This is a genomic window from Micromonospora sp. (assembly GCF_048594385.1).
In the GTDB taxonomy this organism is placed as follows: domain Bacteria; phylum Actinomycetota; class Actinomycetes; order Mycobacteriales; family Micromonosporaceae; genus Micromonospora; species Micromonospora wenchangensis.
The window spans coordinates 1-23,224 of sequence record NZ_JBMDWU010000153.1; the positions used below are offsets into that span (position 1 = coordinate 1).

Annotated in this window: 21 protein-coding genes; 13 read left to right on the forward strand and 8 right to left on the reverse strand. The window is 72.1% G+C overall.

The window, feature by feature from the left end; all coding sequences use genetic code 11:
- The 3 genes from ACOJTC_RS07715 to ACOJTC_RS07725 form a co-directional block, all read right to left on the reverse strand.
- A partial coding sequence (locus ACOJTC_RS07715; protein ID WP_420116323.1) for a hypothetical protein occupies nucleotides 1-271 on the reverse strand: 271 nt, incomplete at its 3' end.
- A gap of 36 nt (nucleotides 272-307) precedes the next feature.
- Nucleotides 308-574 carry a hypothetical protein gene (locus ACOJTC_RS07720; RefSeq protein WP_420116324.1) on the reverse strand — a complete coding sequence of 89 codons (267 nt, stop codon included), beginning with the start codon at nucleotides 572-574 and terminating at the stop codon, nucleotides 308-310.
- A gap of 563 nt (nucleotides 575-1,137) precedes the next feature.
- Complete coding sequence (locus ACOJTC_RS07725) at nucleotides 1,138-1,617, reverse strand: methylated-DNA--[protein]-cysteine S-methyltransferase (protein ID WP_420116325.1); 480 nt, start codon at nucleotides 1,615-1,617, stop codon at nucleotides 1,138-1,140.
- A gap of 190 nt (nucleotides 1,618-1,807) precedes the next feature.
- Here ACOJTC_RS07725 and ACOJTC_RS07730 point away from each other — a divergent pair, with 190 nt between their 5' ends.
- Genes ACOJTC_RS07730 through ACOJTC_RS07745 form a run of 4 tightly spaced genes read left to right on the forward strand, consistent with a single transcriptional unit; the run spans nucleotide 1,808 to nucleotide 5,512 of the window.
- Nucleotides 1,808-2,329 carry a SigE family RNA polymerase sigma factor gene (locus ACOJTC_RS07730; protein WP_420116326.1) on the forward strand — a complete coding sequence of 174 codons (522 nt, stop codon included), beginning with the start codon at nucleotides 1,808-1,810 and terminating at the stop codon, nucleotides 2,327-2,329.
- Nucleotides 2,326-3,411, forward strand: coding sequence for a hypothetical protein (locus ACOJTC_RS07735; RefSeq protein ID WP_420116327.1), 1,086 nt, complete (start codon nucleotides 2,326-2,328; stop codon nucleotides 3,409-3,411). The genes ACOJTC_RS07730 and ACOJTC_RS07735 overlap by 4 nt, the downstream gene beginning before the upstream one ends.
- A gap of 30 nt (nucleotides 3,412-3,441) precedes the next feature.
- On the forward strand, nucleotides 3,442-3,963 hold the full coding sequence (locus tag ACOJTC_RS07740) for a hypothetical protein (protein ID WP_307826197.1): 522 nt from the start codon (nucleotides 3,442-3,444) through the stop codon (nucleotides 3,961-3,963).
- A 28-nt stretch (nucleotides 3,964-3,991) separates the two neighbouring features.
- Nucleotides 3,992-5,512, forward strand: coding sequence for a flotillin family protein (locus ACOJTC_RS07745; protein WP_420116328.1), 1,521 nt, complete (start codon nucleotides 3,992-3,994; stop codon nucleotides 5,510-5,512).
- Between the two features lie 59 nt (nucleotides 5,513-5,571).
- On the opposite strand, the gene ACOJTC_RS07750 is transcribed toward ACOJTC_RS07745, so the two are convergent.
- Nucleotides 5,572-7,029, reverse strand: coding sequence for a CCA tRNA nucleotidyltransferase (locus ACOJTC_RS07750; protein WP_420116329.1), 1,458 nt, complete (start codon nucleotides 7,027-7,029; stop codon nucleotides 5,572-5,574).
- Nucleotides 7,030-7,329: 300 nt separating this feature from the next.
- Between ACOJTC_RS07750 and murJ the strand changes: the two genes are divergently transcribed.
- The 7 genes from murJ to ACOJTC_RS07785 all read left to right on the forward strand — a co-directional run bounded on the left by murJ (nucleotide 7,330) and on the right by ACOJTC_RS07785 (nucleotide 15,607).
- Nucleotides 7,330-8,907, forward strand: coding sequence for a murein biosynthesis integral membrane protein MurJ (murJ, locus tag ACOJTC_RS07755; protein WP_420116335.1), 1,578 nt, complete (start codon nucleotides 7,330-7,332; stop codon nucleotides 8,905-8,907).
- 445 nt (nucleotides 8,908-9,352) lie between these two features.
- A complete protein-coding gene (locus ACOJTC_RS07760) occupies nucleotides 9,353-10,948 on the forward strand; it encodes a protein kinase family protein (RefSeq protein ID WP_357924799.1) in 1,596 nt (531 codons plus the stop codon).
- Between the two features lie 43 nt (nucleotides 10,949-10,991).
- Complete coding sequence (gene sigM, locus ACOJTC_RS07765; RefSeq protein ID WP_420116330.1) at nucleotides 10,992-11,774, forward strand: RNA polymerase sigma factor SigM; 783 nt, start codon at nucleotides 10,992-10,994, stop codon at nucleotides 11,772-11,774.
- Nucleotides 11,771-12,775, forward strand: coding sequence for a hypothetical protein (locus ACOJTC_RS07770; RefSeq protein ID WP_420116331.1), 1,005 nt, complete (start codon nucleotides 11,771-11,773; stop codon nucleotides 12,773-12,775). The genes sigM and ACOJTC_RS07770 overlap by 4 nt, the downstream gene beginning before the upstream one ends.
- 177 nt (nucleotides 12,776-12,952) lie before the next feature.
- Nucleotides 12,953-13,903 (forward strand): thioredoxin-disulfide reductase, encoded by a 951-nt coding sequence (trxB, locus tag ACOJTC_RS07775; RefSeq protein WP_204925515.1) that lies wholly within the window; start codon nucleotides 12,953-12,955, stop codon nucleotides 13,901-13,903.
- A 36-nt stretch (nucleotides 13,904-13,939) separates the two neighbouring features.
- Entirely contained in the window at nucleotides 13,940-14,263 is a 324-nt protein-coding gene (gene trxA, locus ACOJTC_RS07780) for a thioredoxin (protein WP_088643651.1), read from the forward strand.
- Nucleotides 14,264-14,452: 189 nt separating this feature from the next.
- Nucleotides 14,453-15,607 carry an N-acetylmuramoyl-L-alanine amidase gene (locus ACOJTC_RS07785; protein WP_420116332.1) on the forward strand — a complete coding sequence of 385 codons (1,155 nt, stop codon included), beginning with the start codon at nucleotides 14,453-14,455 and terminating at the stop codon, nucleotides 15,605-15,607.
- Nucleotides 15,608-15,620: 13 nt separating this feature from the next.
- Here the strand turns inward: ACOJTC_RS07785 and ACOJTC_RS07790 are convergent, their stop codons facing one another.
- Nucleotides 15,621-16,286: a GNAT family N-acetyltransferase gene (locus ACOJTC_RS07790; RefSeq protein ID WP_088643653.1), complete on the reverse strand. Its 666-nt coding sequence runs from the start codon at nucleotides 16,284-16,286 to the stop codon at nucleotides 15,621-15,623.
- A gap of 297 nt (nucleotides 16,287-16,583) precedes the next feature.
- Between ACOJTC_RS07790 and ACOJTC_RS07795 the strand changes: the two genes are divergently transcribed.
- Nucleotides 16,584-17,891 (forward strand): PLP-dependent aminotransferase family protein, encoded by a 1,308-nt coding sequence (locus tag ACOJTC_RS07795; protein WP_204925517.1) that lies wholly within the window; start codon nucleotides 16,584-16,586, stop codon nucleotides 17,889-17,891.
- Between the two features lie 7 nt (nucleotides 17,892-17,898).
- Nucleotides 17,899-18,894, forward strand: a complete 996-nt coding sequence (locus ACOJTC_RS07800) for a D-alanine--D-alanine ligase family protein (RefSeq protein WP_420116333.1) — start codon at nucleotides 17,899-17,901, stop codon at nucleotides 18,892-18,894.
- 36 nt (nucleotides 18,895-18,930) lie between these two features.
- Here ACOJTC_RS07800 and ACOJTC_RS07805 read toward each other — a convergent pair whose 3' ends face one another.
- The 3 genes from ACOJTC_RS07805 to ACOJTC_RS07815 all read right to left on the reverse strand — a co-directional run.
- Nucleotides 18,931-19,731, reverse strand: coding sequence for a hypothetical protein (locus ACOJTC_RS07805; RefSeq protein WP_420116336.1), 801 nt, complete (start codon nucleotides 19,729-19,731; stop codon nucleotides 18,931-18,933).
- Between the two features lie 1,875 nt (nucleotides 19,732-21,606).
- Complete coding sequence (locus ACOJTC_RS07810; RefSeq protein ID WP_204925519.1) at nucleotides 21,607-22,659, reverse strand: ParB/RepB/Spo0J family partition protein; 1,053 nt, start codon at nucleotides 22,657-22,659, stop codon at nucleotides 21,607-21,609.
- A 27-nt stretch (nucleotides 22,660-22,686) separates the two neighbouring features.
- The coding region (locus ACOJTC_RS07815) for a ParA family protein (protein WP_420116334.1) at nucleotides 22,687-23,224 on the reverse strand (538 nt) is incomplete at its 5' end.

Consider the following 23,224-nt stretch of genomic DNA (forward strand, 5'->3'; position numbering starts at 1 on the left):
CCTCGTCGGTGACGCCGATACCGACGAGGAAGGCGTCCAACACATGCGGCGTGGGGATCCTCCGACCACTGAGGTTCTCCGATAACGTACTCGTGCTCACGTCGCCCATGCGCGCCACGCGTTTCATGGGCGGCTCACCAGCGGCCAGGTACGCGTCACGCAGCTGCTGAGCGAGTCGGGCGGCCGGGCCGAAGCCCACCACCGGATTCAGCGGCCGGCCTGTCCTCTTGGTTGTTCCGTGTTCGGTCGGCGGTGCCGCCGGGCTGTGCACTCTCGTTCTGACCTTCCTGCGTGCGTAGGACGACCGTCACCGGCCTTCGGGAGTCTGTCCGTCGGATCGACCCGCCGGTTCTGCGACGTCCCGCCCTCCGGGGCCGGTCTCCGCGCCCAGGATGTCGAACAGCCGGTGCAGCGTCCGCTGATGGCTGCGGCCCCAGGTCTGCGACGTCCAGCGGGCCATCTGGACCGCGACGATCCCGAGGATCGCCGGCATGGCGACCGCCACCCGCCAGGACCCGCCGTCGCGCATCACCAGCGCCGAATAGATCATCAGCATGGCCAGCAGAACGGCCACCAGGGCACCCTCGTCGGTCCCACGCCGCCGCGGACGGCCGCCATCCAGCTGGTGTCGAGAAGACATGTCGGAACTCCTTGCCGGCACGACGATGTCACGTCGCGCGTTGGTTCGTTGGAAGATTCGGCGCAGGAAGTCGGATCCGACGGAACACCGTCGTCGAACTCCCGCCCGCACCTCCGATCTTGCTCCCCCCACTCGCCTAATCTCAATGCCGGACTGAGTCATCACGCAGCCCAGAAAATTGCTTCCGGGAACAACATGATGATTGTTCGAGAGGCGACACAGGCGGGTTCTGCTATTCGGGCAGGCCAGCCGAAAAACTCGCCAGATAGCTGTGAGCTGGGAATTCATCAACCGTTGACGGGCTCGTGCCCGGCTGGCCGACCACCATCCGAGCCAGGGGACCACGGTTGTCCGACGGCGATCGCCCAAGCGCCCCACGCCCGGCACGCGCTCCCGGCCCCGCACCTCGTCCCGCTGCCGCCGGCCGCTCAGAAAAACCGAAAAACACCGCCGTCCACGCCCACCCGGTTCTGCCGCGCTGATCGGCGATCTGACCGTCACGACCAGGCGCGGCGCAGCGCCACCCGCGCCTCCAACTCCAGCAGGGTCACCTTGCGGGGCAGGCCACCGCCGAAGCCGACCAGCTTGCCGCCCGCGCCGACGATCCGGTGGCAGGGCACGATCACCGGGACCGGGTTGCGGTTGCAGGCCACCCCGACCGCACGTGCGGCGCCGGGGTCGCCGACCCGCCGGGCCACCTCGCCGTAGGTGAGCGTCTCCCCGTACGGGATGCGGGTCATCTCCTGCCAGACGGCGCGCTCGAACTCGGACCCGCGCGGCACCGTCACCGGCACGGTGAACCCGGTCAGCTCACCGGCGAAGTACGCCCGCAGTTCCGCGACCGCCCGGCCGGCCAGCCCGTCGGCGGGCTCGTCGTCGGCCGAGGCGACCCGGCCGAAGTGCGTGCCGCAGACCGCCGTCCCGTCGGTGGCGACGGAGAATTCCCCGATCGGCGAGTCGAGCACGGTCCAGCGCATGCCGACCATTCTCCCCGTCCCGGCCGGCACCGGGAGCGGGGGCCGGGTCCGGGGAGGGCGCGGGATCGGACCACCACGGCGGACCAGCCGGACCTTCGCCGACCATCCCACGGAGGCCGACGGCGACGAAACACCCGTGGACGGGGCAAGGTTTTCCCGCCGCCGAGCGTCTTCGGTACGGAGGTGAGCGGTGACCGAAGGCACCGACGGGGAGTTCACCGCGTTCGTCAACGAACGGGGGGAGGCGCTGCTGCGCGTCGCGTACGCGCTGGCGGGCAGCCAGCACGCCGCCGAGGACCTGCTGCAGAACGCGCTGGCCAAGGCGTACGCCCGGTGGCCCCGGATCCGGGGTGACGCCGAGCCGTACGTACGCCGGATCCTCTACCACGACCAGGTCTCCGGCTGGCGACGGCTGGCCCGGCGACGCGAGGTCCCGGTGGCGGTGCTGCCGGAACGGCCCGGCGAGCGCAACAGCAGCCACGACAGCGAGCTACGGATGCTGTTGCGCGACGCGCTCCGGACGCTGCCGCCCCGGCAACGGGCGGTGTTGACGCTGCGCTACCTGGAGGACCTCAGTGTCGAGCAGACCGCCGCGATCCTCGGCTGCCGGGCCGGCACGGTGGCCAGCCAGGCCTCCCGCGCGCTGGCCCGGCTGCGGGAGCTGGTGCCGTCCTTCGACGATCTCATCGGCAGCCCGGAGGTGAAGCGATGAGCCGACGGGCGGAGGACGCGCTGCGGGCCGCCGTACGCGATCTCGCCGAGGAGGCGCGGCCGTCGCCCCGGCTGGCCCTGGCGGCGCTGGCCCGGGGCCGTCGGCTGCGTACCCGACGCCGGGTCGCGGTGGTCGGCACGGCGGTGGTGGCGGTGGTGGCGCTGGTGGTGCCGTTCGTGCTGCTCCGGCCGGAGCGCCCGGTCCAACCGGTGCGACCCACGCCGAGCCCCACCCCCGGCACGACGCTGCTGCCCACCCCCGGTGCCGACTGGTCGGCCCGGCCGTTGGCGCTGCCCGGTGGCTGGGTGGTCACCGGCGGCGTGACCGGCGGCACCGGGTACGTGCTGGACCGCACCCGGTCCCGCTACGTCCGTGCCGGCGGATACGCCGAGGTGTGGCCGGCCCCCACCGGCACGGTCACCGCCGTGCGGGACGAGCAGCGCCCCGGCCAGCTCGGTCTCGCCGACGCGGCCACCGGGAAGCTGCGCTGGCAGCGGGCCCGGGGTGCGCTGGACGTCCAGTGGTCGCCGGACGGCCGCCGGTTGGCGGTGACCGTCCGGCGGGACGGGGTGAACCACCTCGGCGTGCTGGAGGTCGGCGGGCGGTACCGGGAGTACCGGATCGACCCGGTCAGGTACCGCTGCACCGACCACTGCGCCTTCACCTGGACCCGGGACGGCCGGGAGGTGACGTTGCCACTGACCGACAGCTTCGCGCCACAGTCCGAGAGCAGCCGCCATCCGCGTTGGGGAGTGCAGTTCTTCTCCGCCGACGACGGGCGGCCGACCCGGTTCGTGAAGATCCCCGGCGACCCGGCCGGCCCGTGGTCCTGGTCGCCCGACGGAACCCGGGTGGTGGTCCAGGGACAGCGGGAGCCGTTGCTGGTCGACGCGGTCACCGGTGCGGTGCTCGGCACGCTGCCGGTGGCCGAGGTCGCCTGGGTCGGCGACGACCGGCTGCTCTACCGGCGGCCGGGTGGTTACCGGGACGTCGTGCTCGCCGACCCCGCCGGACACGAGCTGCAACGGTTGCCGCTGCCGAGGGAGTTGGCCGAACGGACGGTGTCCGTCGCCCCCAACTGATCATGCGGGACGTTGCGCCGGGTCGCTACCGTGCAGGTCGTGGCCACGGGGACGCTCATCTTTCTGATCATCGGTGGGGCGGGCGTCGGTGTGCTGGCACTCGCCCTGCTCGGCGGCGAGCTCCTGCATTTCGGTCATCCCGACGTCGACGGTCCGGTCTCCGTCGAGGCGGTCGCCGGTTTCCTCGGCGCGTTCGGCTTCGGCGCGGCCATCGTCAACGAACTGCTCGGTGGGGGTACCCCCGGGATGATCGCGGCGGCCGTCGGCGGCGGCGCGCTCGCCGCGGTGCCCACCGCGTGGCTGGCGGGGCGGCTGAGCCGGGCGGCGCGCGACATGCGCACCGACGCCACCCCCACCCGCGACGACCTGGTCGGCGCGCTCGGCCTGGTGGTCACCCCGATCCCGGCCGCCGGCTACGGCGAGGTCCGGGTACGCGTCGCCGGTCAACCCGTGAAACTCAACGCCCGCGCCGACCGGCCCATCCCGCTCGGTGCGCAGATCTTCGTGGTGCAGACGCTGAGCGAGACCAGCGTGCACGTCGAGACCTACTGACCCCTCTTCTCGCAGAGACGGAACCACCATGCCTCTCCTCATCGCCATCGGCGGCGCGGTCGTCCTCGCCCTCGTCCTCGTGTTGTTCGTGCTCTCCCGGATCAAGGTCGCCGGGCCCAACGAGGCGTTCATCGTCACCGGCCGCAAGGGTCGGACCACGCAGACCGCCGACGGCGGCCGGTCCACCGACAACTCCGGCCAGAAGGTCGTCCTCGGCGCGTCGGTCTTCGTCCTGCCGGTGGTGCAGAAGCTCCAGTCGCTCGACCTGTCCAGCCGCCGCATCGACGTCGGCATCCGGGGCGCGGTCAGCAAGCAGGGCATCCGGGCCGACCTGCACGGTGTCGCCATCGTCAAGGTCGGCGGCACCGAGGACGCGATCCGCGCCGCCGCCCAGCGGTTCCTGCACCAGCAGGACGAGATCGACAACTTCACCCGGGAGGTGCTGGCCGGCGCGCTGCGCTCCATCGTCGGCCGGCTCACCGTCGAGGAGGTCATCCGGGACCGGGCGGCGTTCGCCAACGCGGTCGCCGAGGAGGCCGAGCACTCGATGACCAACCAGGGGCTGGTGCTGGACACCTTCCAGCTCCAGGACATCCTGGCCGAGGGGTCGTACCTGCAGGATCTGGGGCGGCCGGAGGCGGCCCGGGTGCTCAAGGACGCGGCCATCGCCGAGGCCCGCGCCCGGCAGCAGGCCGAGCAGGAGCGGCTGCTGGCCGAGGAGGCGATCGCCGAGGCGAACCGGAACCTGTCGCTGAAGCAGGCCGGCATCCAGGCCGAGATCGACGCGGCGAAGGCGAAGTCGGCGGCGGCCGGGCCGCTCGCCCAGGCCGAGCGGGACCAGGCGATCCTCTCCGAGCAGCAGAAGGTCGCCGAGCGCAACGCCGAACTCAAGCAGCGTCAGCTCGACACCGAGGTGCGCAAGCCGGCCGACGCGGCCCGGTACAAGGTGGAGCAGGAGGCGGAGGCGTCACGCAACGCGGCGGTGCTGAACGCCGACGCCCAGCGGCAGGCCACCATCGCGGCCGCCCAGGCCGCCGCCGAGCAGGCCCGGCTCACCGGTGAGGGCGAGCGGGCCCGCCGGGCGGCGCTGGCCGAGGCCAACGCCATCGAGGGCGCCAAGGAGGGTGAGGCCGAGCAGCGGCGGCGGTCCGCGATCGCCGAGGCGGTCGAGCGGGAGGGCCAGGCCGAGGCCACGGCCATCCTGGCCCGGGGTCAGGCCGAGGCCGACGCGATGGCCCGCAAGGCCGAGGCGTTCGCCGCGTACGGTGAGGCCGCCGTGCTCGACCTGCTGGTCAAGATGCTGCCGCAGGTGGTCGAGGCGGCCAGCGCCCCGATCGGCGCGATCGACAAGCTGACGGTGATCTCGACCGACGGGGCGTCGTCGCTGACCAAGTCGGTGGCCGGCAACGTGGCCCAGGGCCTCCAGCTCGGCTCCGACCTCACCGGCATCGACCTCGCCGGCCTGCTCGCCAAGCTCGGCGCGGCGTCGTCCGGGTCCCCGGCCAACGGCAAGCCGCCGGTCGAGGGCAGCGCGGTCGAAACCCGCTGACCGTACGCGCGACGAGGGGCCGTCCGGCGTGCGCCGGGCGGCCCCTCGCGTCGTTCAGGTCAGCTCAGGCCCTGCTCGGCGGCCCAGCGCCGCAGTTCCGCCTCGGCCTCGTCGCGGTCGAGCGGGCCGCGTTCAAGCCGCAGTTCCTTGAGGTGCTGCCAGGCCCGGCCGACCACCGGGCCCGGCGGCACCCCGAGCAGTTCCATGATCGCGTTGCCGTCCAGGTCGGGCCGGACCCGCGCCAGGTCCTCCTCGGCGGCGATCCGGGTGATCCGTTCCTCCAGCGCGTCGTAGTCGGCGGCGAGCTGGGCCGCCTTACGCCGGTTGCGGGTGGTGCAGTCGGAGCGGGTCAGCTTGTGCAGCCGGTCCACCAGGTCACCGGCGTCGGTGACGTACCGACGCACGGCCGAGTCGGTCCACTCGCCCCGGCCGTAGCCGTAGAACCGCAGGTGCAGGCCGACCAGCTTGGTGACCTGGGAGGTGACGTCCTTCGGGTAGCGCAGCGCCTTCATCCGGTTCTTGGTCAGCCGGGCACCGACCACCTCGTGGTGGTGGAAGCTGACCCGACCGTCCGGACCGACCGCCTTGGTGGCCGGCTTGCCGACGTCGTGCATGAGCGCGGCCATCCGCAGCACGAAGTCGCAGCCGCCCGTCTCGTACGACACCGCGTTGCTCACCACGGTCAGGGTGTGCTCGTAGACGTCCTTGTGCTGGGCGTGCTCGTCGATGGTCAGCTTGAGGCCGGTCAGCTCGGGCAGGAACCGGTCGGCCAGCCCGGTGTCGACGAGCAGCCGCAGCCCGGTGATCGGGTCGGTGCCGCACAGCAGCTTGGTGAACTCGTCGCGGACCCGCTCGGCGGTGATCCGGTCCAGGTCGGCGGCCATCGCCACCATCGCCGCCCGCACGTCGGGGTGGACGGCGAAGCAGAGCTGAGCGGCGAACCGGGCGGCCCGCAGCATCCGCAGCGGGTCGTCGCCGAACGACTCGGCGGGCGTGCCGGGAGTACGGATGATCTTCGCGGCCAGGTCGTCCAGCCCGCCGTACGGGTCGGTGAACCGGTGGTCGGGGAGGCTGACCGCCATCGCGTTGACGGTGAAGTCCCGCCGCTTCAGGTCGTCGGTGAGGTTCGTGCCGTATTCGACGACGGGGTTGCGGCTGACCTGGTCGTACGCCTCCGCGCGGAAGGTGGTGACCTCCAGTCGGAGGCCGTCGCGCTGGCAGCCGATGGTGCCGAACTCCCGACCGGTCTCCCAGATCGACTCGGCCCAGCCCCGGACGATCCGTAGCGTCTGCTCGGGGTGGGCGTCGGTGCAGAAGTCCAGGTCGTCGCCGAGCCGACCGAGCAGGGCGTCACGGACGGACCCACCCACCAGGTGCAGTTCGTGCCCGGCGCGGGCGAACCGGCGGCCCAGTTCGTCGGCGACCGGGGAGACGCGGAGCAGTTCGGCGACGGCGTTGCGCTGCACGGTGGTGAGTTCACGGCGTGCGGCGGCGTGGGGTGTGGAGGCTTCGGACATGGGATCGCCAGCCTATCGGGCGGGGACGGGAACCGATCCGCCGGGCGCGGGTGTCGGGTACGGGTTGACTATGGTCATGGACGTGCGGACCGGTGCCGGCTCCGACGTACCCCCGGGAGGCTGGAGATGAGCGGCGGGCTCTACCGCAGCGCGAACGCCGCGCAGGGGGGTGACGGTCCCCGGCCGTACGACGGGGCGACCTTCATCTCCGCCGAGCCGTTGAACCAGCCGGGGGTGGAGGCGACCGCGCCGCCGCAGGAGGTGGTCGCCGAGACCAGCGCGGCGGCGAACAGCGCGGTGATGGCGGTCGGCAGCCTGGTCAGCCGGGGCACCGGCTTCATCCGGAACCTGATGATCGGCGCCGCGCTGGGCAGCGCCGTCGGTGACGCGTTCACCACCGCCCAGTTCCTGCCCAACCAGGTGTACGAGTTCCTGCTCGGCGGCGTGCTGACCAGCGTGCTGATCCCGGTGCTGGTACGCCGCAGCAAGGCCGACCCGGACCGGGGCGAGGCGTACGCCCAGCGGCTGCTGACCCTCGCGGTGCTGGCCCTCGCGGTCACCGTGGTGCTGGCCCTGCTGCTGGCCTCGACCCTGACCACGCTCTACGCCGGCGGCAAGAACGCGGCGTACACGAGCCTGGTCACCAACCTGTCCTATCTGATGCTGCCGATGCTGTTCTTCACCGGCGTCAGCGCGTTGATCGCGGCGGTGCTGAACACCCGGGGGCACTTCGCCGCGCCGATGTGGGCGCCGATCCTGAACAACCTGGTCGTCATCGGCACGTTCGGCCTCTACATCGCGGTGTACGGCGCGCGGGCGCTGGGCCCGGAGGACATCGGCTGGGAGCGCGTCCTGCTGGTCGGCGGGGGCACCCTGCTCGGCGTGGCGGTGCAGGCGGCCGGGCTGCTGCCGGCGCTGCGCAAGGTCGGGTTCCGGTGGAAGCTGCGGTTCGACTTCCGCGAGCTGGGGCTGCGTGAGCTGGCCCGGCTCGGTGGCTGGATGTTCTGCTACGTCGCGGTCAACCAGCTCGGCCTGTTCGTGGTGGTCAACCTGCTCACCCGGGCCGCCGGTGGCGACGAGAGCAACGCCGGCCTGCTGATCTACAACAACGTCTTCCTGCTGCTGATGATGGCGCACGGCATCATCGCCGTCTCGATCATCACGGCGCTGATGCCCCGGATGAGCGCCGCCGCCGCCGAGGGCCGGTTCACCGACGTCACCGCCGACCTGTCCCGGGGCACCCGGATGGTGACGGCGGTGCTCGCGCCGATCGCGGTCTGCTACGCGGTGCTGGCCGGCCCGGTCTCCGTGGTGGTCTTCCAGTACGGCGCGTTCAACGGTGACAACGCGCTGGCCACCTCGCTGGTGCTGCTGGTCGCCGCGCTGGGCCTGGTGCCGTTCGCGATCAGCCAGCTGTTCACCTTCGCCTTCTACGCGTTGCCGGACACCCGTACCCCGGCGCTGGTCAACATCCCGGTGGTGATCCTGCGGGTGGCCGTGCAGATCGGGGTCTTCGTCACCTTCTCGGCCACCTTCGCGGCGGCCGGCATGATGCTCGGCAACGCCATCTCGTACGTGGCGGCGGCGGTGCTCTCGGCGATGCTGCTGCGGCCCCGGGTGGGCCGGATCGGGCTGGGCCGGATCATGCGGACCATGGGCAAGGTGCTGGTGGCGGCGCTCGGCGCGGCGCTGGTCGGCCTGCTGGTGGTCAACCTGCTGCCCGGCGACCCGGAGAACCTGAGCCGGCTGGCGGCGGCGGTGCGGCTGGTGCTCGGCGGGGCGGTGATCGGCGGGACGTACCTGGGCCTGGCGATGGTGCTGCGGATCGGCGAGATCACCGAGGTGGTCGCGATGGTGCGCCGGCGGCTCGGCCGCTGAGCCGCCGGCCAGCCCGCGGCCGGGCAGGGGACACGCAGGGTGAACGAGGATCACCAGCCTGGGGACACGCCTGTGGATAACTTGGTGATTGCCCGCTCAGTCACCGTAAAGGGCTGTGGATAACCAACCGTAAGGCTGAGCATGTACGACCGTTCGGCGGGAACCAGACCTGCCGACACCGGATCGTTCCCGGTGGGTCGGCCCGGAGGTCGACGGTTTGCGACGGGCGTCTAGATTGGCCAGTACATGTGTCAGCAACGTGGGAGAGAGTGGCGTTAAACGGACTTTCCACCCCATATGCGACAGGCCGTCGAGCACGGCGGGAAGATGACATGTCGGTATGACGGGCGGTCCGGGTAAGGTCGCTGTCGACGGACACGGCAGGTGGCCGACGCCCGAGTCGACGCCGCCGGTCGGTTCCAGCGACGGCGGAGCGGGAAGCCACATGCCCAGCAGCGCGGGTCCATCGATCGACACGATCACCGAGGGAGGACGGGTGACCCAGGTCGGCGAGGGTCAGGAGGCGGAGGAAACTGCTCCTCCGGTCATGACCTTCGGTGCTCCCACGGCCGGTGAGATCCTCGCCGAGCGGTACGAGCTGGTCGAGCACATCAACAACGACAGTGCCGGGCGCCTGGTCTGGCGGGGGGTCGACGTCATCCTGCGCCGGCCCGTGGCGGTGGTGCTCCGCTACCCCGGCGGCGACTCGGCCACCGAGATGCTCCAGGCCGCCGTGGCGGCCAGCCGGGTCATCCACCCCAACCTGGTCGGCGTCTACGACGCGATCGACGAGGACGTCCGGGCGTACGTCGTCCGGGAGTGGGTCGACGGTCGCTCCCTGCGTGAGCTGGTCGCCGAAGGGCCGATGGACCCGGCCCGGGCCACCGCCGTCGGCAACGCGGTCGCCAGCGCCCTCGCCGCCGTGCACGCCACCGGGATGGTCCACGGCAACGTGCACCCCGGCACCGTGATGATCAGCGACGACGGCCGGGTGGTCCTGGCCGACGCCCGCACCGACGGCGACGACAGCCAGGAAGCCGACATCCGCGCGGTGGGTGGCGTCCTCTACTTCGCCCTCACCGGGCACTGGCCGCACGCCGAGGCCCCGCTGCGCGGCGCGACCGCCGGCCACGGCCGGGCCGCCATCCCGGACGCCGTCCGCGACGCCAGCGGCGCCATCGCCGCCCCCCGGCAGGTCCGGGCCGGCGTGCCGGCGTACCTCGACGACCTGACGATGGACCTGCTCGACGCCGAGATCGCCCCGCCGTCGTCGGACGTGCTCTCCGCCGAGCTGGGTCGCCTCGACATCCCCGCCGAGGACCACTTCCTCGACCAGACCGGCACCATCCGGTTCACCGCCGACGGCGTCGAGGACCGTTCACCGCTGGCCGCCGCGGGCGGCCGGAAGGTCGCGATCGGCATCGCCGGGCTGCTGGCGGTCGCCCTCGTCGGCCTGCTCATCGGCATCACCACCCTGGGCGGCGACGACAGCCCCGAGACCGAGCCGGTGGCCCGCCCCTCCAACAGCGCGCCGGCCGGCGACGCCACCCCGGCCCCCGTGGTGCGCAAGCTCGCCATCCAGGACATCCGGATCATCGACCCGGACAGCCGGCAGCGCAACGAGCTGGACGACGCCGAGAAGATGATGGACGGCGACGAGGACAAGGGTTGGGAGACCGACACCTACTACTCGGCCAACTTCAGCAACTACAAGAAGGGCATGGGGGTCTGGATCGACCTCGGTGCCCCGCACACGGTCAAGTCGCTCACCGCCACCCTGTCGGACTCCGGCGTCTCCGCCGCGCTGTTCACCGGCAACGGCGACTTCCCGTCCACCTCGCAGGGCGACAAGGACCTGGTCAAGGGCTTCAAGACCCGGATCGGCCAGCCGTTCGAGCAGCACGACGGCACCAAGATGGCCTTCGACGGTTTCGACCCCGAGCAGAAATACCAGTACCTGCTCTTCTGGATCACCGAGCTGCCCTCCACCGAGCGGGGCTTCAAGCTGGGCGTCCAGGAGATCTCGGTCCAGGGATCGTGATCCGCCGGCCGCGACCCCGTCACCGCCTCCGCCGGACGTGGTGATGGTCGGTCGCGGCGGGCAGTCACCCGACCCGGCGACCGGTGGGCCGGCGTCGATCGTGGTGTCGCACCCCGAGACCACCGACCTGGACCTGCTCCGCGCCCACGTCGCCGGTGACCGGGACGCCTTCACCGAACTGTTCCACAGGCACCGCGACCGGCTCTGGGCGGTGGCCCTGCGGACCACGGGCGACCGGGAGGAGGCGGCCGACGCCCTCCAGGACGCGCTGCTCTCCGCCCACCGCGCCGCCGGCCGGTTCCGGGGCGACTCCGCCGTCACCACCTGGCTGCACCGGATCGTGGTCAACGCCTGCCTGGACCGGCTCCGCCGCCGGCAGGCGCACCCCACCGTCCCGCTGCCCGACGGCAACCACACCGACGACGTCCGGGGGACCGGTGGCGTCGAACCGGCAGCCCCGGCCACCGACCACGACACCGCCCTGGTGGTACGCCAGGCGCTGGCCGGGTTGCCGGTCGAGCAGCGGGCCGCGCTGATCCTGGTGGACGTGCAGGGCTACCCGGTCGCCGAGGTCGCCCGGATCCTCGGCGTGGCCGAGGGCACGGTGAAGAGCCGGTGCGCCCGGGGCCGGGCCCGGCTGGCCGGCGTGTTGGGGCACCTGCGCACCGGCGGGGACCACCCCCCGGTCGGGTCGGCCACGGCGGACGGGTCCCGCCGGACGGGTCGGGACGTTCCCGACGTCACACCCGGGAACCGGCAGCCGGCCAGCGACGTCCGATCGGGGTCGGGGCAGGCCCGGCGGGACGCCATCCAGGAGGAGCCGTGACCGGCCGGGAGTTCAGGGAGGTCGACCACGACCTGCTCGCCGACTACGTGGGCGGGGCACTGGACGGCACCCCGGAGCACACCGTCGTCGCCCGCCTGGTGACCGAGGACCCGGCCTGGGCCGACGCGTACGCCGTCCTGACGCCCGCCGTGGCCCGGGTGCACGACGCGTTGGCCGGTTGGGGCGCCGCCGCACCGGAGATGCCGCTGGCCGTGGTGGAGCGGCTCACCGCCGTACTCGCCGGTGCCGGTCCGGCCGCCGACCCGCCCGCCGCCGACGACGCGACGCCCCGCCGGGCCGCACCGGGCGACGTCCGGCCGGTCCGGGCAGCCGGGCCGGTGCCGACGCAGCCGGGCGGTCGGCGTACCCCCGGCGGTCGTCCCGACGAGGGGCGTGCCGATCCGTCGGGCCCCGGTCGGCGGCGACGCTGGGCGCGGCTGGCCGGGCCGGTCACCCTCGCCGCGGCGTCGCTGGCGGCTGTGGGTTTCGGCGTCGCCCACCTGGTCGACGGCACCACCGACCGGGACGCGGCCACCTCGCTGGCCGGCCCGGCGCAGGAGCGCGCGGAGGGTGGGTTCCGGTTCAGCGGTGAGACCCGGCGCAGCGGCGTCGACTGGTCCCCGTCGACGCTGCGGGGCACCACGGCGGCCCCGATGGTCCAACCCGTCACCCCGCCGGGCCTCCAACCCGGTGACGAACCTGGGGTCACCACCCAGATCAGCCCCGGCGCGCCGGAGAGCAAACGGCTCGCCGCGCCCGCCGGGCTGGACCGGCTGACCGGGCGGACGGCGCTCGACGCCTGCCTCGCCGACATCGCGTCCGCGCACCAGCGTGGGCCGCTCACCGTCGAGGTGGTCGACTACGCCACGTTCAACGGTGAGCCGGCGCTGGTCGTCCACTTCGCCGATTCCACCGGGGCGCGGTGGGCGTGGGTGAGCGGCGCGGAGTGCGGTGTGCCGGGGTCCGGCGCGGACACCCGCTACCAGTCGCGGGTAGGGTGAGGTCCCGGTCACCGCTCGTCCCGCATCGCGTGACGTGACCCACCGGACGACCGGTCCGGGAATCCCCGGTTCGTACGATGACGTTCTGCAAGTCAGCCGCCGACGTCGTTGAACCGTCGGCGCTCGGATCGACGTCGGTGCGCCGCCGATGTCGTACACACACATCGGGAGACGGCAGTGGACGAGGTCCGCAACCTGATCATCATCGGCTCCGGGCCGGCCGGGTACACGGCGGCGGTCTACGCCGCACGCGCCAACCTCAAGCCACTCGTGATCGAGGGTGTGCAGTCCGGCGGTGCGTTGATGACCACGACCGAGGTGGAGAACTTCCCCGGTTTCGCCGACGGCATCCTCGGCCCCGAGCTGATGGACAACATGCGCAAGCAGGCCGAGCGGTTCGGTGCGGAGTTCCTGACCGACGACGTCACCCGGGTCGAGCTGAAGGACACCGGCGACACCGGTTCCGACGCGGTCAGCACCGTGTGGGTCGGGCAGACCGCCTACCGGGCGAAGGCCGTCATCCTCTCCACCGGCTCGGCCTGGCGTCCGCTGGGCGTGCCGGGTGAGCAGGAGTACCTGGGGCACGGCGTGTCGTCCTGCGCCACCTGTGACGGGTTCTTCTTCCGCAACCAGCACATCGTGGTGGTCGGCGGCGGCGACTCCGCGATGGAGGAGGCCAGCTTCCTCACCCGGTTCGCCGAGTCGGTCACGATCATCCACCGGCGCGACTCGTTCCGGGCCAGCAAGATCATGGCCGACCGCGCGCTGAGCAACGACAAGATCCGGGTGGAGTGGAACAGCACCGTCGAGGAGGTGCTCGGCGCCGACGGCAAGGTCACCGGTGTCCGGGTCCGCAACGTGCACACCGGCGACGTCAAGGTGCTCGACGTGACGGGCGTGTTCGTGGCGATCGGCCACGACCCGCGCAGCGAACTCTTCCGCGACCAGGTCGAGCTGGACGACGAGGGTTACGTGAAGGTGCAGTCGCCGAGCACCCGCACCAGCGTGCCGGGCGTCTTCGCCGCCGGTGACGTGGTCGACCACACCTACCGGCAGGCGATCACCGCCGCCGGTACCGGCTGTGCCGCCGCCCTCGACGCCGAGCGGTTCATCGCCACCCTGAGCTGAACGACTGCAACACCACAACTGAGAAGGAGGGTCATAGTGGGAGCGACCAAGGTCGTCACCGACGCCAGTTTCACCGCTGACGTGCTCAAGTCCGACAAGCCGGTCCTGGTGGACTTCTGGGCCGAGTGGTGCGGGCCGTGCCGCAAGGTCTCGCCGCTGCTGGAGGAGATCGCCGGCGAGATGGCCGGCCAGGTCACCATCGTCAAGCTCAACATCGACGAGAACCCGGAGACCGCCCGCGCCTACCGGGTGATGTCCGTGCCGACCCTCACCATCTTCAAGAACGGCGAGCCGGTGCAGTCGATCGCCGGTGCCAAGCCGAAGGGCGAACTGGTCCGGCTGATCGAGTCGGCGCTGTAACCCCGCACCCCACCGGGAACCCCGCACCCCACCGGGTGCGGGGTTCCGGCCGTTCCGGGCCCTGACCTGCACGAACCCCCGGCCGGCGGCAACCGGTCACGGTACGCTCCGTAAGCGCTGGTCCTACCGGACGCGCAAGCGTGGCCGTCATCGAAGGTGCCCGGCAGCCAACCTCTGAGGGGGTCCTGCGTGCGTCCGATCCGACCCGGTGACCGTGGACCGGCAGTGACCGAGATCCGTGCCGTCCTGACCGGCCTGGACCTTCTCGCCGCGCCCGGCGACGAGTTCGACGCCGCCACCGAACGGGCCGTCCGGGCCTTCCAGCAGTCCCGTGGGCTCAGCGCGGACGGGCGGGTCGGTGCCGAGACCTGGCGGGCCCTGGACGCCGCCCGCTGGCGGCTCGGCGCCCGCACCCTCTACCACGCGGTGCCCGACCCGCTGATCGGCGAGGACGTCCGGTCGCTGCAGGAACGCCTACTGGAGATGGGGTACGACGTCGGCGGCGCCGACGCCGTCTACGGCGTACGCACCTCGCGGGCGGTGGCGCAGTTCCAGCGTGAGGTGGGGCTGAAACCGGACGGCTCCTGCGGGCCGTACACGATGGGCGCGCTGCGCCGGCTCGGCCGCAAGGTGGTCGGCGGACGCCCCCAGTGGCTGCGCGAATCCGACGCGATCCGGCAGTCCGGGCCGACCCTGGTCGGGCGCACCGTCGTCATCGACCCCGGCCACGGCGGCACCGACCCGGGAGTGGTGGTGCCCGACGGGACGCTGCGCTGGACCGAGGCGGACCTGGTGCACGACCTGGCCAGCCGGCTGGAGGGGCGGCTCGCCGCGGCCGGCGTCCGGGTGCAGCTGACCCGGGGCCCCGCGCCCCGTACCTGCCTGCCGGACATCGACCGGGCGGAGCTGGCCAACTCCCTCGGTGCCGACGCGTTCATCTCGCTGCACACCGACGGTCACGTCAACCCGGCCGCCGACGGGGTCGCCACCTACCACTACGGCACCGACAACGGCGTCACCTCGGCCACCGGGGAACGACTCGCCGGGCTGGTACAGCGGGAGATCGTGGCGCGGACCGGGCTGCGCGACTGCCGTACCCACGCCAAGGCGTGGGACCTGCTGCGGCTGACCAGGATGCCCGCCGTACGGGTCGAGGTGGGCTACCTGACCTCGCCGCAGGACCGGGCCCGGCTGGTCGACCCGCGGTTCCGGGACCGGATCGTCGAGGCGCTCGTGGCGGCCGTACAGCGGATGTTCTTCCCCGTCGAACGGGACGTGCCGACCGGCTCGATCGACGTCAGCGCGCTCCGCGCGGTGGTGGCGGCCGGCGCGGCCCGGGACTGAGCCGGCGGCCCGCTCAGCCGGCGCTGGAGCGGGTGGCCGGGGCGGGGCGCACCGGCCGCAGCAGGCTCTCCGGGCTCATCGAGCCGAGCAGCTTCTCCAGCGCGTACTCGACGTCGGACTTCCAGCTCAGCGCGGTGCGCAGCTCCAGGCGCAGGCGCGGGTAGCGGGGGTGCGGGCGGACCGTCTTGAAGCCCACCGAGAGGAAGAAGTCGGTCGGGGCGACGCAGGCCCGGGTGTCGTCCGGCTCGTCACCGAACTTCGCGTCGCCGAACGCCTCGATCGCCTTGATGCCCCGCTTGGTCAGGTCCCGGGCGACACCCTGCACCAGCATCCGGCCCAACCCGCCCCCGGCGAAGGCCGGCACCACGTTTGCGGTCATCAGCAGCGCGGCGTCCGCCGAGACCGGCGAGGTCGGAAACGCCATCGACCGGGGTACGTAGGCCGGCGGCGCGTACATCACGAACCCGGCCGGCATCCCGTCGACGTACGCCAGCTTGCCGCAGGAACCCCACTCCAGGAGCGTCTGGGAGACCCACGCCTCCTTCTCCAGCCCCGGGTCGCCGTTCGCGCAGGCCCGCTCGGCGGAGACCGGGTCCAGCTCCCAGTAGACGCACTGCCGGCACGGGCGAGGCAGGTCTTCCAGGGTGTCCAGGGTCAGACTGACCAGACGTCGCGACATCAGAGCATCCCCACACTTAGGCTCGGAGGCGAGACCAGCCCGCGGCGGCAGCATCGCCCGCTGCGTCCCCGACGAGCGATCGTACGCCGACTGGCGACCGTACGGGAGGGGACGCGCGAATGGCCACCCGGGACGGGGACGGGACGTCCGGGATGTGGACCCGACCCGGATCGTGACCGGCAATCTGCCGAACGGGGACTACGATCGGCCGACCGGCGTCCCGCGCCGCCATGGTCGCCGGCACCGCGGGTACCCCAGCGGGCGGGAGCCCGACCGACACCCGATCGAGGTGATGTCATGACCGGCACGACGCTCGACGACTACACCGACCGGTACGCCCGGCGGGTCCGGGGCATGACCGCCTCGGAGATCCGGGCCCTCTTCGCGGTCGCCAGCCGGCCGGAGGTCGTCTCGCTCGCCGGTGGCGCACCCTACATCGCCGCGCTCCCGCTCGACGCGGTCGGCGAGATGCTCGGCAGGCTCGGCTCCGAGTTCGGTTCCACCACCCTCCAGTACGGCATCGGCCAGGGCAGCCTGGAGCTGCGCGAACGGATCTGCGAGGTGATGGCGCTCTCCGGCATCGACGCCTCCTGCGGCGCCTCCCCCGACGACGTGGTGGTCACCGTCGGCGGGCAGCAGGCGCTCGACCTGGTGGCCCGGCTCTTCCTCGACCCGGGTGACGTGGTGCTCGCCGAGGGTCCGACGTACGTCGGCGCACTCGGGGTGTTCCAGGCCGCCCAGGCCCAGGTCGTACACGTGCCGATGGACGACGACGGGCTGATCCCGGAGGCCCTGGAGGTGGCCATCGCCGACCAGGCCCGTGCCGGCCGTCGGGTCAAGTTCCTCTACACCATCCCCACCTACCAGAACCCGGCCGGCGTGACGCTGAGCGACGAGCGGCGGGAACGGGTGCTCGACATCTGCGAGCGGGCCGGCCTGCTGGTGGTCGAGGACGACCCGTACGGCCAGCTGGGTTTCGAGGGCGACGCGCCCGCGCCGCTGCGGGCCCGCCGCCGCGACGGGGTGTTCTACCTGAGCACCTTCTCCAAGACCTTCGCCCCCGGGCTACGGGTGGGCTGGATCCTCGCCCCGCACGCCGTCCGCGACAAGCTGGTCATCGCCAGCGAGGCGCAGATCCTCTGCCCCAGCGCCTTCGCGCAGGCCGCCGTCTCGACGTACCTGTCGACGATGCCCTGGCGCGAACAGCTCAAGGTCTACCGGGAGATCTACCGCGAGCGGCGGGACGCGCTACTCGGCGCGCTGCACGACCAGATGCCCGAGGGAACCACCTGGACCAGGCCCACCGGCGGGCTGTTCGTCTGGGCCACCCTGCCCGACGGGCTGGACGCCAAGGCCATGGTGCCGCGTTCCATCGCCGCCCGGGTCGCCTACGTGCCGGGGACCGGTTTCTACGCCGACGGCACCGGCACCGGCAACATGCGGCTCAACTTCTCCTTCCCCACCCCGGAGCGGATCCGCGAGGGGGTGCGCCGGCTGGCCCGGGTGATGGAGCAGGAGCTGGCCATGCGGCAGGTCTTCGGGGCGGTCACGCCGACCGGGAGCCGACGGGGTGGTCCGGACGTCCCCGGCCCCGACTTGGCATGATTCCGGGATGGCTGTCACCCCCGTCGAGCGCTCCCTCGTGACCGGTTCCGCCGCCACCGACCTGCACGTGCTCGTGCTCGCCGGCGGCCTGTCCTACGAGCGGGACGTCTCCCTGCGGTCCGGCCGGCGGGTCCTCGACGCGTTGCGCAGCGCCGGAGTGGAGGCGGAGCTGCGGGACGCCGACGTGGCGTTGCTGCCCGCGCTGGCCGCCGACCCGCCCGACGCCGTGGTGATCGCCCTGCACGGCGCGACCGGCGAGGACGGTTCACTGCGCGGCGTGCTCGACCTCTGCGACGCGCCCTACGTCGGCTGTGACGCGCGGGCCGCCCGACTGGCCTGGGACAAGCCGTCGGCGAAGGCGGTGCTGCGGGAGAACGGCATTCCCACCCCCGACTGGGTGGCCCTGCCACACGACCGTTTCTCCGAGCTGGGTGCGGTGGCGGTGCTCGACCGGATCGTGGACCGGCTCGGGCTACCGCTGATGGTCAAGCCGACGCAGGGCGGTTCGGGCCTCGGCGCCGCCGTGGTCAAGGACGCCGCCGCCCTCCCGGCCGCGATGGTCGGCTGCTTCGCGTACGACTCGACGGCGCTGGTCGAACGGTACGTGGCGGGGATGGACGTCGCGGTGTCCGTGCTCGACCTGGGCGACGGACCGCAGGCGCTGCCGCCGGTGGAGATCGTCCCCCGCAACGGCGTGTACGACTACGCGGCCCGCTACACCGCCGGCCGCACCACCTGGCACGCGCCGGCCCGGCTCGACCCGGCCGTCGCCGGCGCGGTGGCCCAGGTGGCGCTGGCCGCGCACACCGCGCTCGGGCTGCGTGACCTGTCCCGCGTCGACCTGATCGTCGACGGGGACGGCCAGCCGCACGTGCTGGAGGTCAACGTCTCACCCGGTATGACGGAGACGTCGCTGCTGCCGTTGGCGGTCCAGGCGGCCGGGCTGGACCTCGGCCAGGTCCTCGGCACGCTCGTCGGTCGGGCCGCCGCCCGCCGCTCCTGACCCGCCGCTGTCGGCCGGCTTTCGGCCGGCGGTCCGTCAGGGTCGGACGGTGTCCCGGGTGACGGTTCCGCTGCCGGCCTTTCCGGTTCCGGCCGGCTCGTCGGTCGTGGTGGTCCCGGTGGCGTCCGTCGCCGGACCGTCGGGGTCACTCGGCACCGAATCGGTACCGGCACTCTCGGACATGCTGTCCGGCTGGGCTGTGGCCTCGGCTGACTGACCGTCGGCGTCCCGGCCCGTCGCCGGGTCGGGGTCGTCGCCCGGGGTGCCGTTGCTCGGTACTTCCGCCGCACCTTCCCCCGACGCCGTGTGTTCCGCCACGGTGTCGGCCAGTGCTCCCGCCCCGGTGCTGGACAGGTCCGGGGTGGGCTCGTTCTCCATGACCGGGAGTGGGGTCTCCTCCGCCGACTCGATCACCGAGACGGCCTCCTCGGCGGCTGCCGCCGCGGCCTCGGCCGACGACTGCGCGGCGATGCTGGAGGGCGTCTGCCACTGGATGCGCGGCGGCTCGGCGAGCGGGCGTCCACCGAACTCGGCCAGCCAGGCCGCGACGTGCGCGAGGTTTTCCCGCCACCGGGATTCCGAGATCGGGGGCAGGATCGAGTCCCAGAGCGACAGGAACGTGCCGCGCAGTTGAAGCCGACCATACGGCCGGGCCAGGAACCACATGTGCAGGTGGGCGGACCCGTCGCCCCACCGGTTCACGTGCACCCGGGCGACACCGTCCAGCGAGCGGATGGCGCGCTCCAGCCGAACCGTCATCACCCCGAGTTCGGCCGCGAGCAGGTTGGGCAGGTCGCCCAGGTCGAGGTGGGACCGCGACTCCAGGATGAGCACCATCGGCAGGCCGGTGGGACGGTCCATCGCCCGCACCCGCCAGCGTTCACCCACCCAGATGTACGCGTCGTCCGGCGCATTGCAGGCGATGCATTCCCGGAGCCCTTCGCCCTTGCGGGGAGGCTCGACCGCTACCGGCTCGTCGAGCTGCTTGACCCGGAGGTCACCTTCGAAGGGGAACGACGGCCACTGGGTGAAGTCCGGAACCGAGGGGGGAGGGGTGTCGTGCACGACGCTGACCATAACCGAGACGAGGACCGCTGTCCCTACCCCGAACGCCGCTGATCATGAGGGGATTTCGGTCAACGGGAGGCGACCGGCAGGGGCGTGCGGAGGGGTGTCACGACGGTTGTCCACAGGCTGATGAGATCACCAGCACACCCCGTCATCCACAGGCTGGCGTGCGTTCTGACGCGCTGTTTCACGTGAAACGGATGCAGCCTGTGGAAAACTTCTGTGGATAACTCTGGTGCTTCATCCACAGCACTGTTCACAGGAACCAGGGGTCCGTCTTCTTCAACGATCGAGGGGTTCGCCGGGCTGCTGGGCGACCGCCGTTTTTCCCCGACAGACACCTGGGATCGTCGACTCGCGGGGCGGTCCCTGTCCGCATCCGGGAGGTAGGGCGACCCGGTATGGCTAGTGGTGGGAGCCGCTCGCCATCCACGCCGAACGCGCCCCCCTCGCTTCGACGGCCGTGGTGCTGAAGCCGTAGTGAACCGGTCGACGGGTTTCACGTGAAACAGCACCCGGACGGCGCGGTCGGTCGCATGGGCTGGCACTCTGCCGCTGTGGTGCGAGCCGGCTCCCGGCATCCCCCGCCCTCTGACGGTTCGAGCACCACCCGTGCGGAGGTGTCGCCGCCACGAGATTCTGCCCACCGTTGGCAGTGGGCTCGCACGAAGCCGCCGTGAGGACCGAAGGGCGGTCGGGGTGCCGTTCCGGTCGGAGCGGGAATGTACGTCCGTAGAGCCGACGTCGACATCGGGGCACCGGATCGACTGCGATGCGCGGGCGGCGGGCGGTCATACATCCCGGGTGGCCCCTGTTCCACGTGAAACGTTGCGGCGTCGGACACGTCTGGCCGCACTCCCCACGCCCCGCCGAACACAGTCGGCCGCCAGCGGCCCTCAGATCAATCGTGCCGGCCTCTGCACCTCCCGGACGGACCCACTTGTGGGTCGCGGTGACCATCGTGATCCAGGCGATCTGAGCGGCCAGCCCGCAACCCCCGAGGGGTGGGGCGACCGTCGCGGCTTTCCCGCTGGCAACCCCCGGATCGGGCCGACCCAAGGCGCTGCGCCTACCACCCTCGTGCCCGACGGCTCCAACCGTCTCCGGTGGCCCCTCACCGGAGCATGATTCCCACGATGCCCTGTGCGGTCTCAGCCCGCCGGGCACCACCGCCCAACCCCGGTTTCACGTGAAACCGGGCGGTCAACCATGGCTCGTGGGCGTCGTCTACCAAAAGCCGCCGCGTCCCCCACAGCAGCCGGGCCGGACACCGCTCCGGACGCGGTCCTCTGACCAGACGCCATCCGCTGTCCGCGCCAACCGGAACGCCCGACGTCCCATCTCTCAGGCCTCCCATCACCAGGCTGGCCCACGGACCAACTGTTGTCGGCGGCGGCGGTGGCGAGGTCGTTCCAGGGTCCGCCCGACGCATGCGCGGGGGGTATGGAGGGACCGAACCCCCGGCTACCGCACGCCGAGTCCCGTGTCCTCCTGGACCGGCCGGCGCCGCCGGCGGTCCAGCCGCGGGCCTGACACCTCCCCGGGACGAGCAACCGGCCGCGTACCCGGGCGGGTACGCGGCCGAAAGTGAAGACTGGGCGGCGGAGGCTGGCGGACAGGCCGTACCGGCGTACCGGACGGTCGTCAGTCCTCGGGTTCCGCCTGCTCTTCCTCGCCGACGCCGATGATGCCGACGATCCGTTCCAGATCGTCCACCGTGGCGAACTCGATCGTGATCTTTCCCTTGCTCCGACCGATGTCCACCTTCACCCGGGTGTCGAACCGGTCGGAGAGCCGGTCGGCCAGGTCGGTCAGCGCGGGGGCGTGCGGCTTGGCGCGACGCTTGGCAGCCGGCGTCTTCGTGGGGCCGTCGCTGAGCGCCAGGGCGACGATCTCCTCGGTGGCCCGTACGGAGAGTCCTTCGGCGACGATGCGCAGGGCGAGCTGCTCCTGGGCCTCCGACTCGTCGAGGCTGAGCAGCGCCCGGGCGTGACCGGCCGACAGCACGCCGGCAGCCACCCGCCGCTGGACCTGTGGGGGCAGGTTCAGCAGTCGGATCGTGTTCGAGATCTGCGGACGGCTGCGTCCGATCCGGCGGGCCAGTTCCTCGTGGGTGGCGCCGAACTCCTCCAGCAGTTGCTGGTACGCGGCGGCCTCTTCCAGCGGGTTGAGGTTGGCCCGGTGGATGTTCTCCAGGAGCGCGTCCCGGAGCATCGCGTCGTCCTTGGTTTCCCGGACGATCGCCGGGATGCTCTCCCGGCCGACCGCCTGGGCGGCACGCCAGCGCCGCTCGCCCATGACGAGTTCGTACTTCTCGCCGTCGAGCTGACGTACGACGATCGGCTGGAGAAAGCCGACCTCCTGGATGGAGGTCTTCAGCTCCTCCAACGCCTCCTCGTCGAAGACGTGCCGGGGTTGCTTGGGGTTCGGCACGATCGCGTCGACGGAGATCTCCGCGAAGCGCGCACCGGGCACCGGGCTGAGTTGGGGTTCCTCAGGCTGCGGCGGTGCGCTGACCGTCGGGGTGGGCATCGACGGGGCCGGGCTCACGGGATCGGCGGACGTTTCGATCACCGGACGCGCCGGGTCGACCTCCACGGGCATGGTCGCCGTGGCCGTACTGCTCTCCTGCACCGGCCCGGTCGGGATCAGCGCACCGAGCCCTCTACCCAGACCGCCCCGGGGACGGTTCTTCATACGACGCCTCCCAGCGACTCGTCCGCACTACGCATTCCGGTTCACCGGCTCCTTGGCACCGCGCTCGGCGATCTCCTGGGCGGCCTCGAAGTAACTCGTAGCCCCCCGCGATCCGGGATCGTAGGTCATCACGGACTGCCCGTAGCTCGGGGCCTCCGACACGCGGACGTTGCGGGGGATGACAGCCTGGAGGACCTTGTCACCGAAGTGGTTACGGACGTCCTGTTCCACGGCGTCGGCCAGCCGGGTACGGCGGTCGTACATGGTGAGCAGGATCGTGGAGACGGCCAGCTTCGGGTTCAGGTGCTGGCGTACCAGATTGATGTTGTTTATCAACTGGTTCAGCCCCTCCAGCGCGTAGTACTCGCACTGGATCGGGATCAGCACCTCCTGGGCGGCCACCAGAGCGTTGACCGTCAGCAGGCCGAGAGAGGGCGGGCAGTCTATGAACACGTAGTCGAAGTGCCCCGGGTACGCCTCGATCGCCCGGTTCAGCCGGGACTCCCGGGCGACCACCGAGACCAGCTCGATATCGGCACCGGCCCGGTCGATGGTCGCCGGCCCA

Excerpts from the sequence above, each read along its gene's own strand:
- ACOJTC_RS07810 (WP_204925519.1), bottom strand. The coding sequence starts at position 22,659 with ATGAAGAACCGTCCCCGGGGCGGTCTGGGTAGAGGGCTCGGTGCGCTG.
- murJ (WP_420116335.1), top strand. The coding sequence starts at position 7,330 with ATGGCGGTCGGCAGCCTGGTCAGCCGGGGCACCGGCTTCATCCGGAAC.
- ACOJTC_RS07735 (WP_420116327.1), top strand. The coding sequence starts at position 2,326 with ATGAGCCGACGGGCGGAGGACGCGCTGCGGGCCGCCGTACGCGATCTC.
- ACOJTC_RS07800 (WP_420116333.1), top strand. The coding sequence starts at position 17,899 with ATGGCTGTCACCCCCGTCGAGCGCTCCCTCGTGACCGGTTCCGCCGCC.
- ACOJTC_RS07750 (WP_420116329.1), bottom strand. The coding sequence starts at position 7,029 with ATGTCCGAAGCCTCCACACCCCACGCCGCCGCACGCCGTGAACTCACC.
- ACOJTC_RS07725 (WP_420116325.1), bottom strand. The coding sequence starts at position 1,617 with ATGCGCTGGACCGTGCTCGACTCGCCGATCGGGGAATTCTCCGTCGCC.
- sigM (WP_420116330.1), top strand. The coding sequence starts at position 10,992 with ATGGTCGGTCGCGGCGGGCAGTCACCCGACCCGGCGACCGGTGGGCCG.
- ACOJTC_RS07745 (WP_420116328.1), top strand. The coding sequence starts at position 3,992 with ATGCCTCTCCTCATCGCCATCGGCGGCGCGGTCGTCCTCGCCCTCGTC.
- ACOJTC_RS07795 (WP_204925517.1), top strand. The coding sequence starts at position 16,584 with ATGACCGGCACGACGCTCGACGACTACACCGACCGGTACGCCCGGCGG.
- ACOJTC_RS07760 (WP_357924799.1), top strand. The coding sequence starts at position 9,353 with ATGCCCAGCAGCGCGGGTCCATCGATCGACACGATCACCGAGGGAGGA.
- ACOJTC_RS07790 (WP_088643653.1), bottom strand. The coding sequence starts at position 16,286 with ATGTCGCGACGTCTGGTCAGTCTGACCCTGGACACCCTGGAAGACCTG.
- ACOJTC_RS07805 (WP_420116336.1), bottom strand. The coding sequence starts at position 19,731 with ATGGTGCTCATCCTGGAGTCGCGGTCCCACCTCGACCTGGGCGACCTG.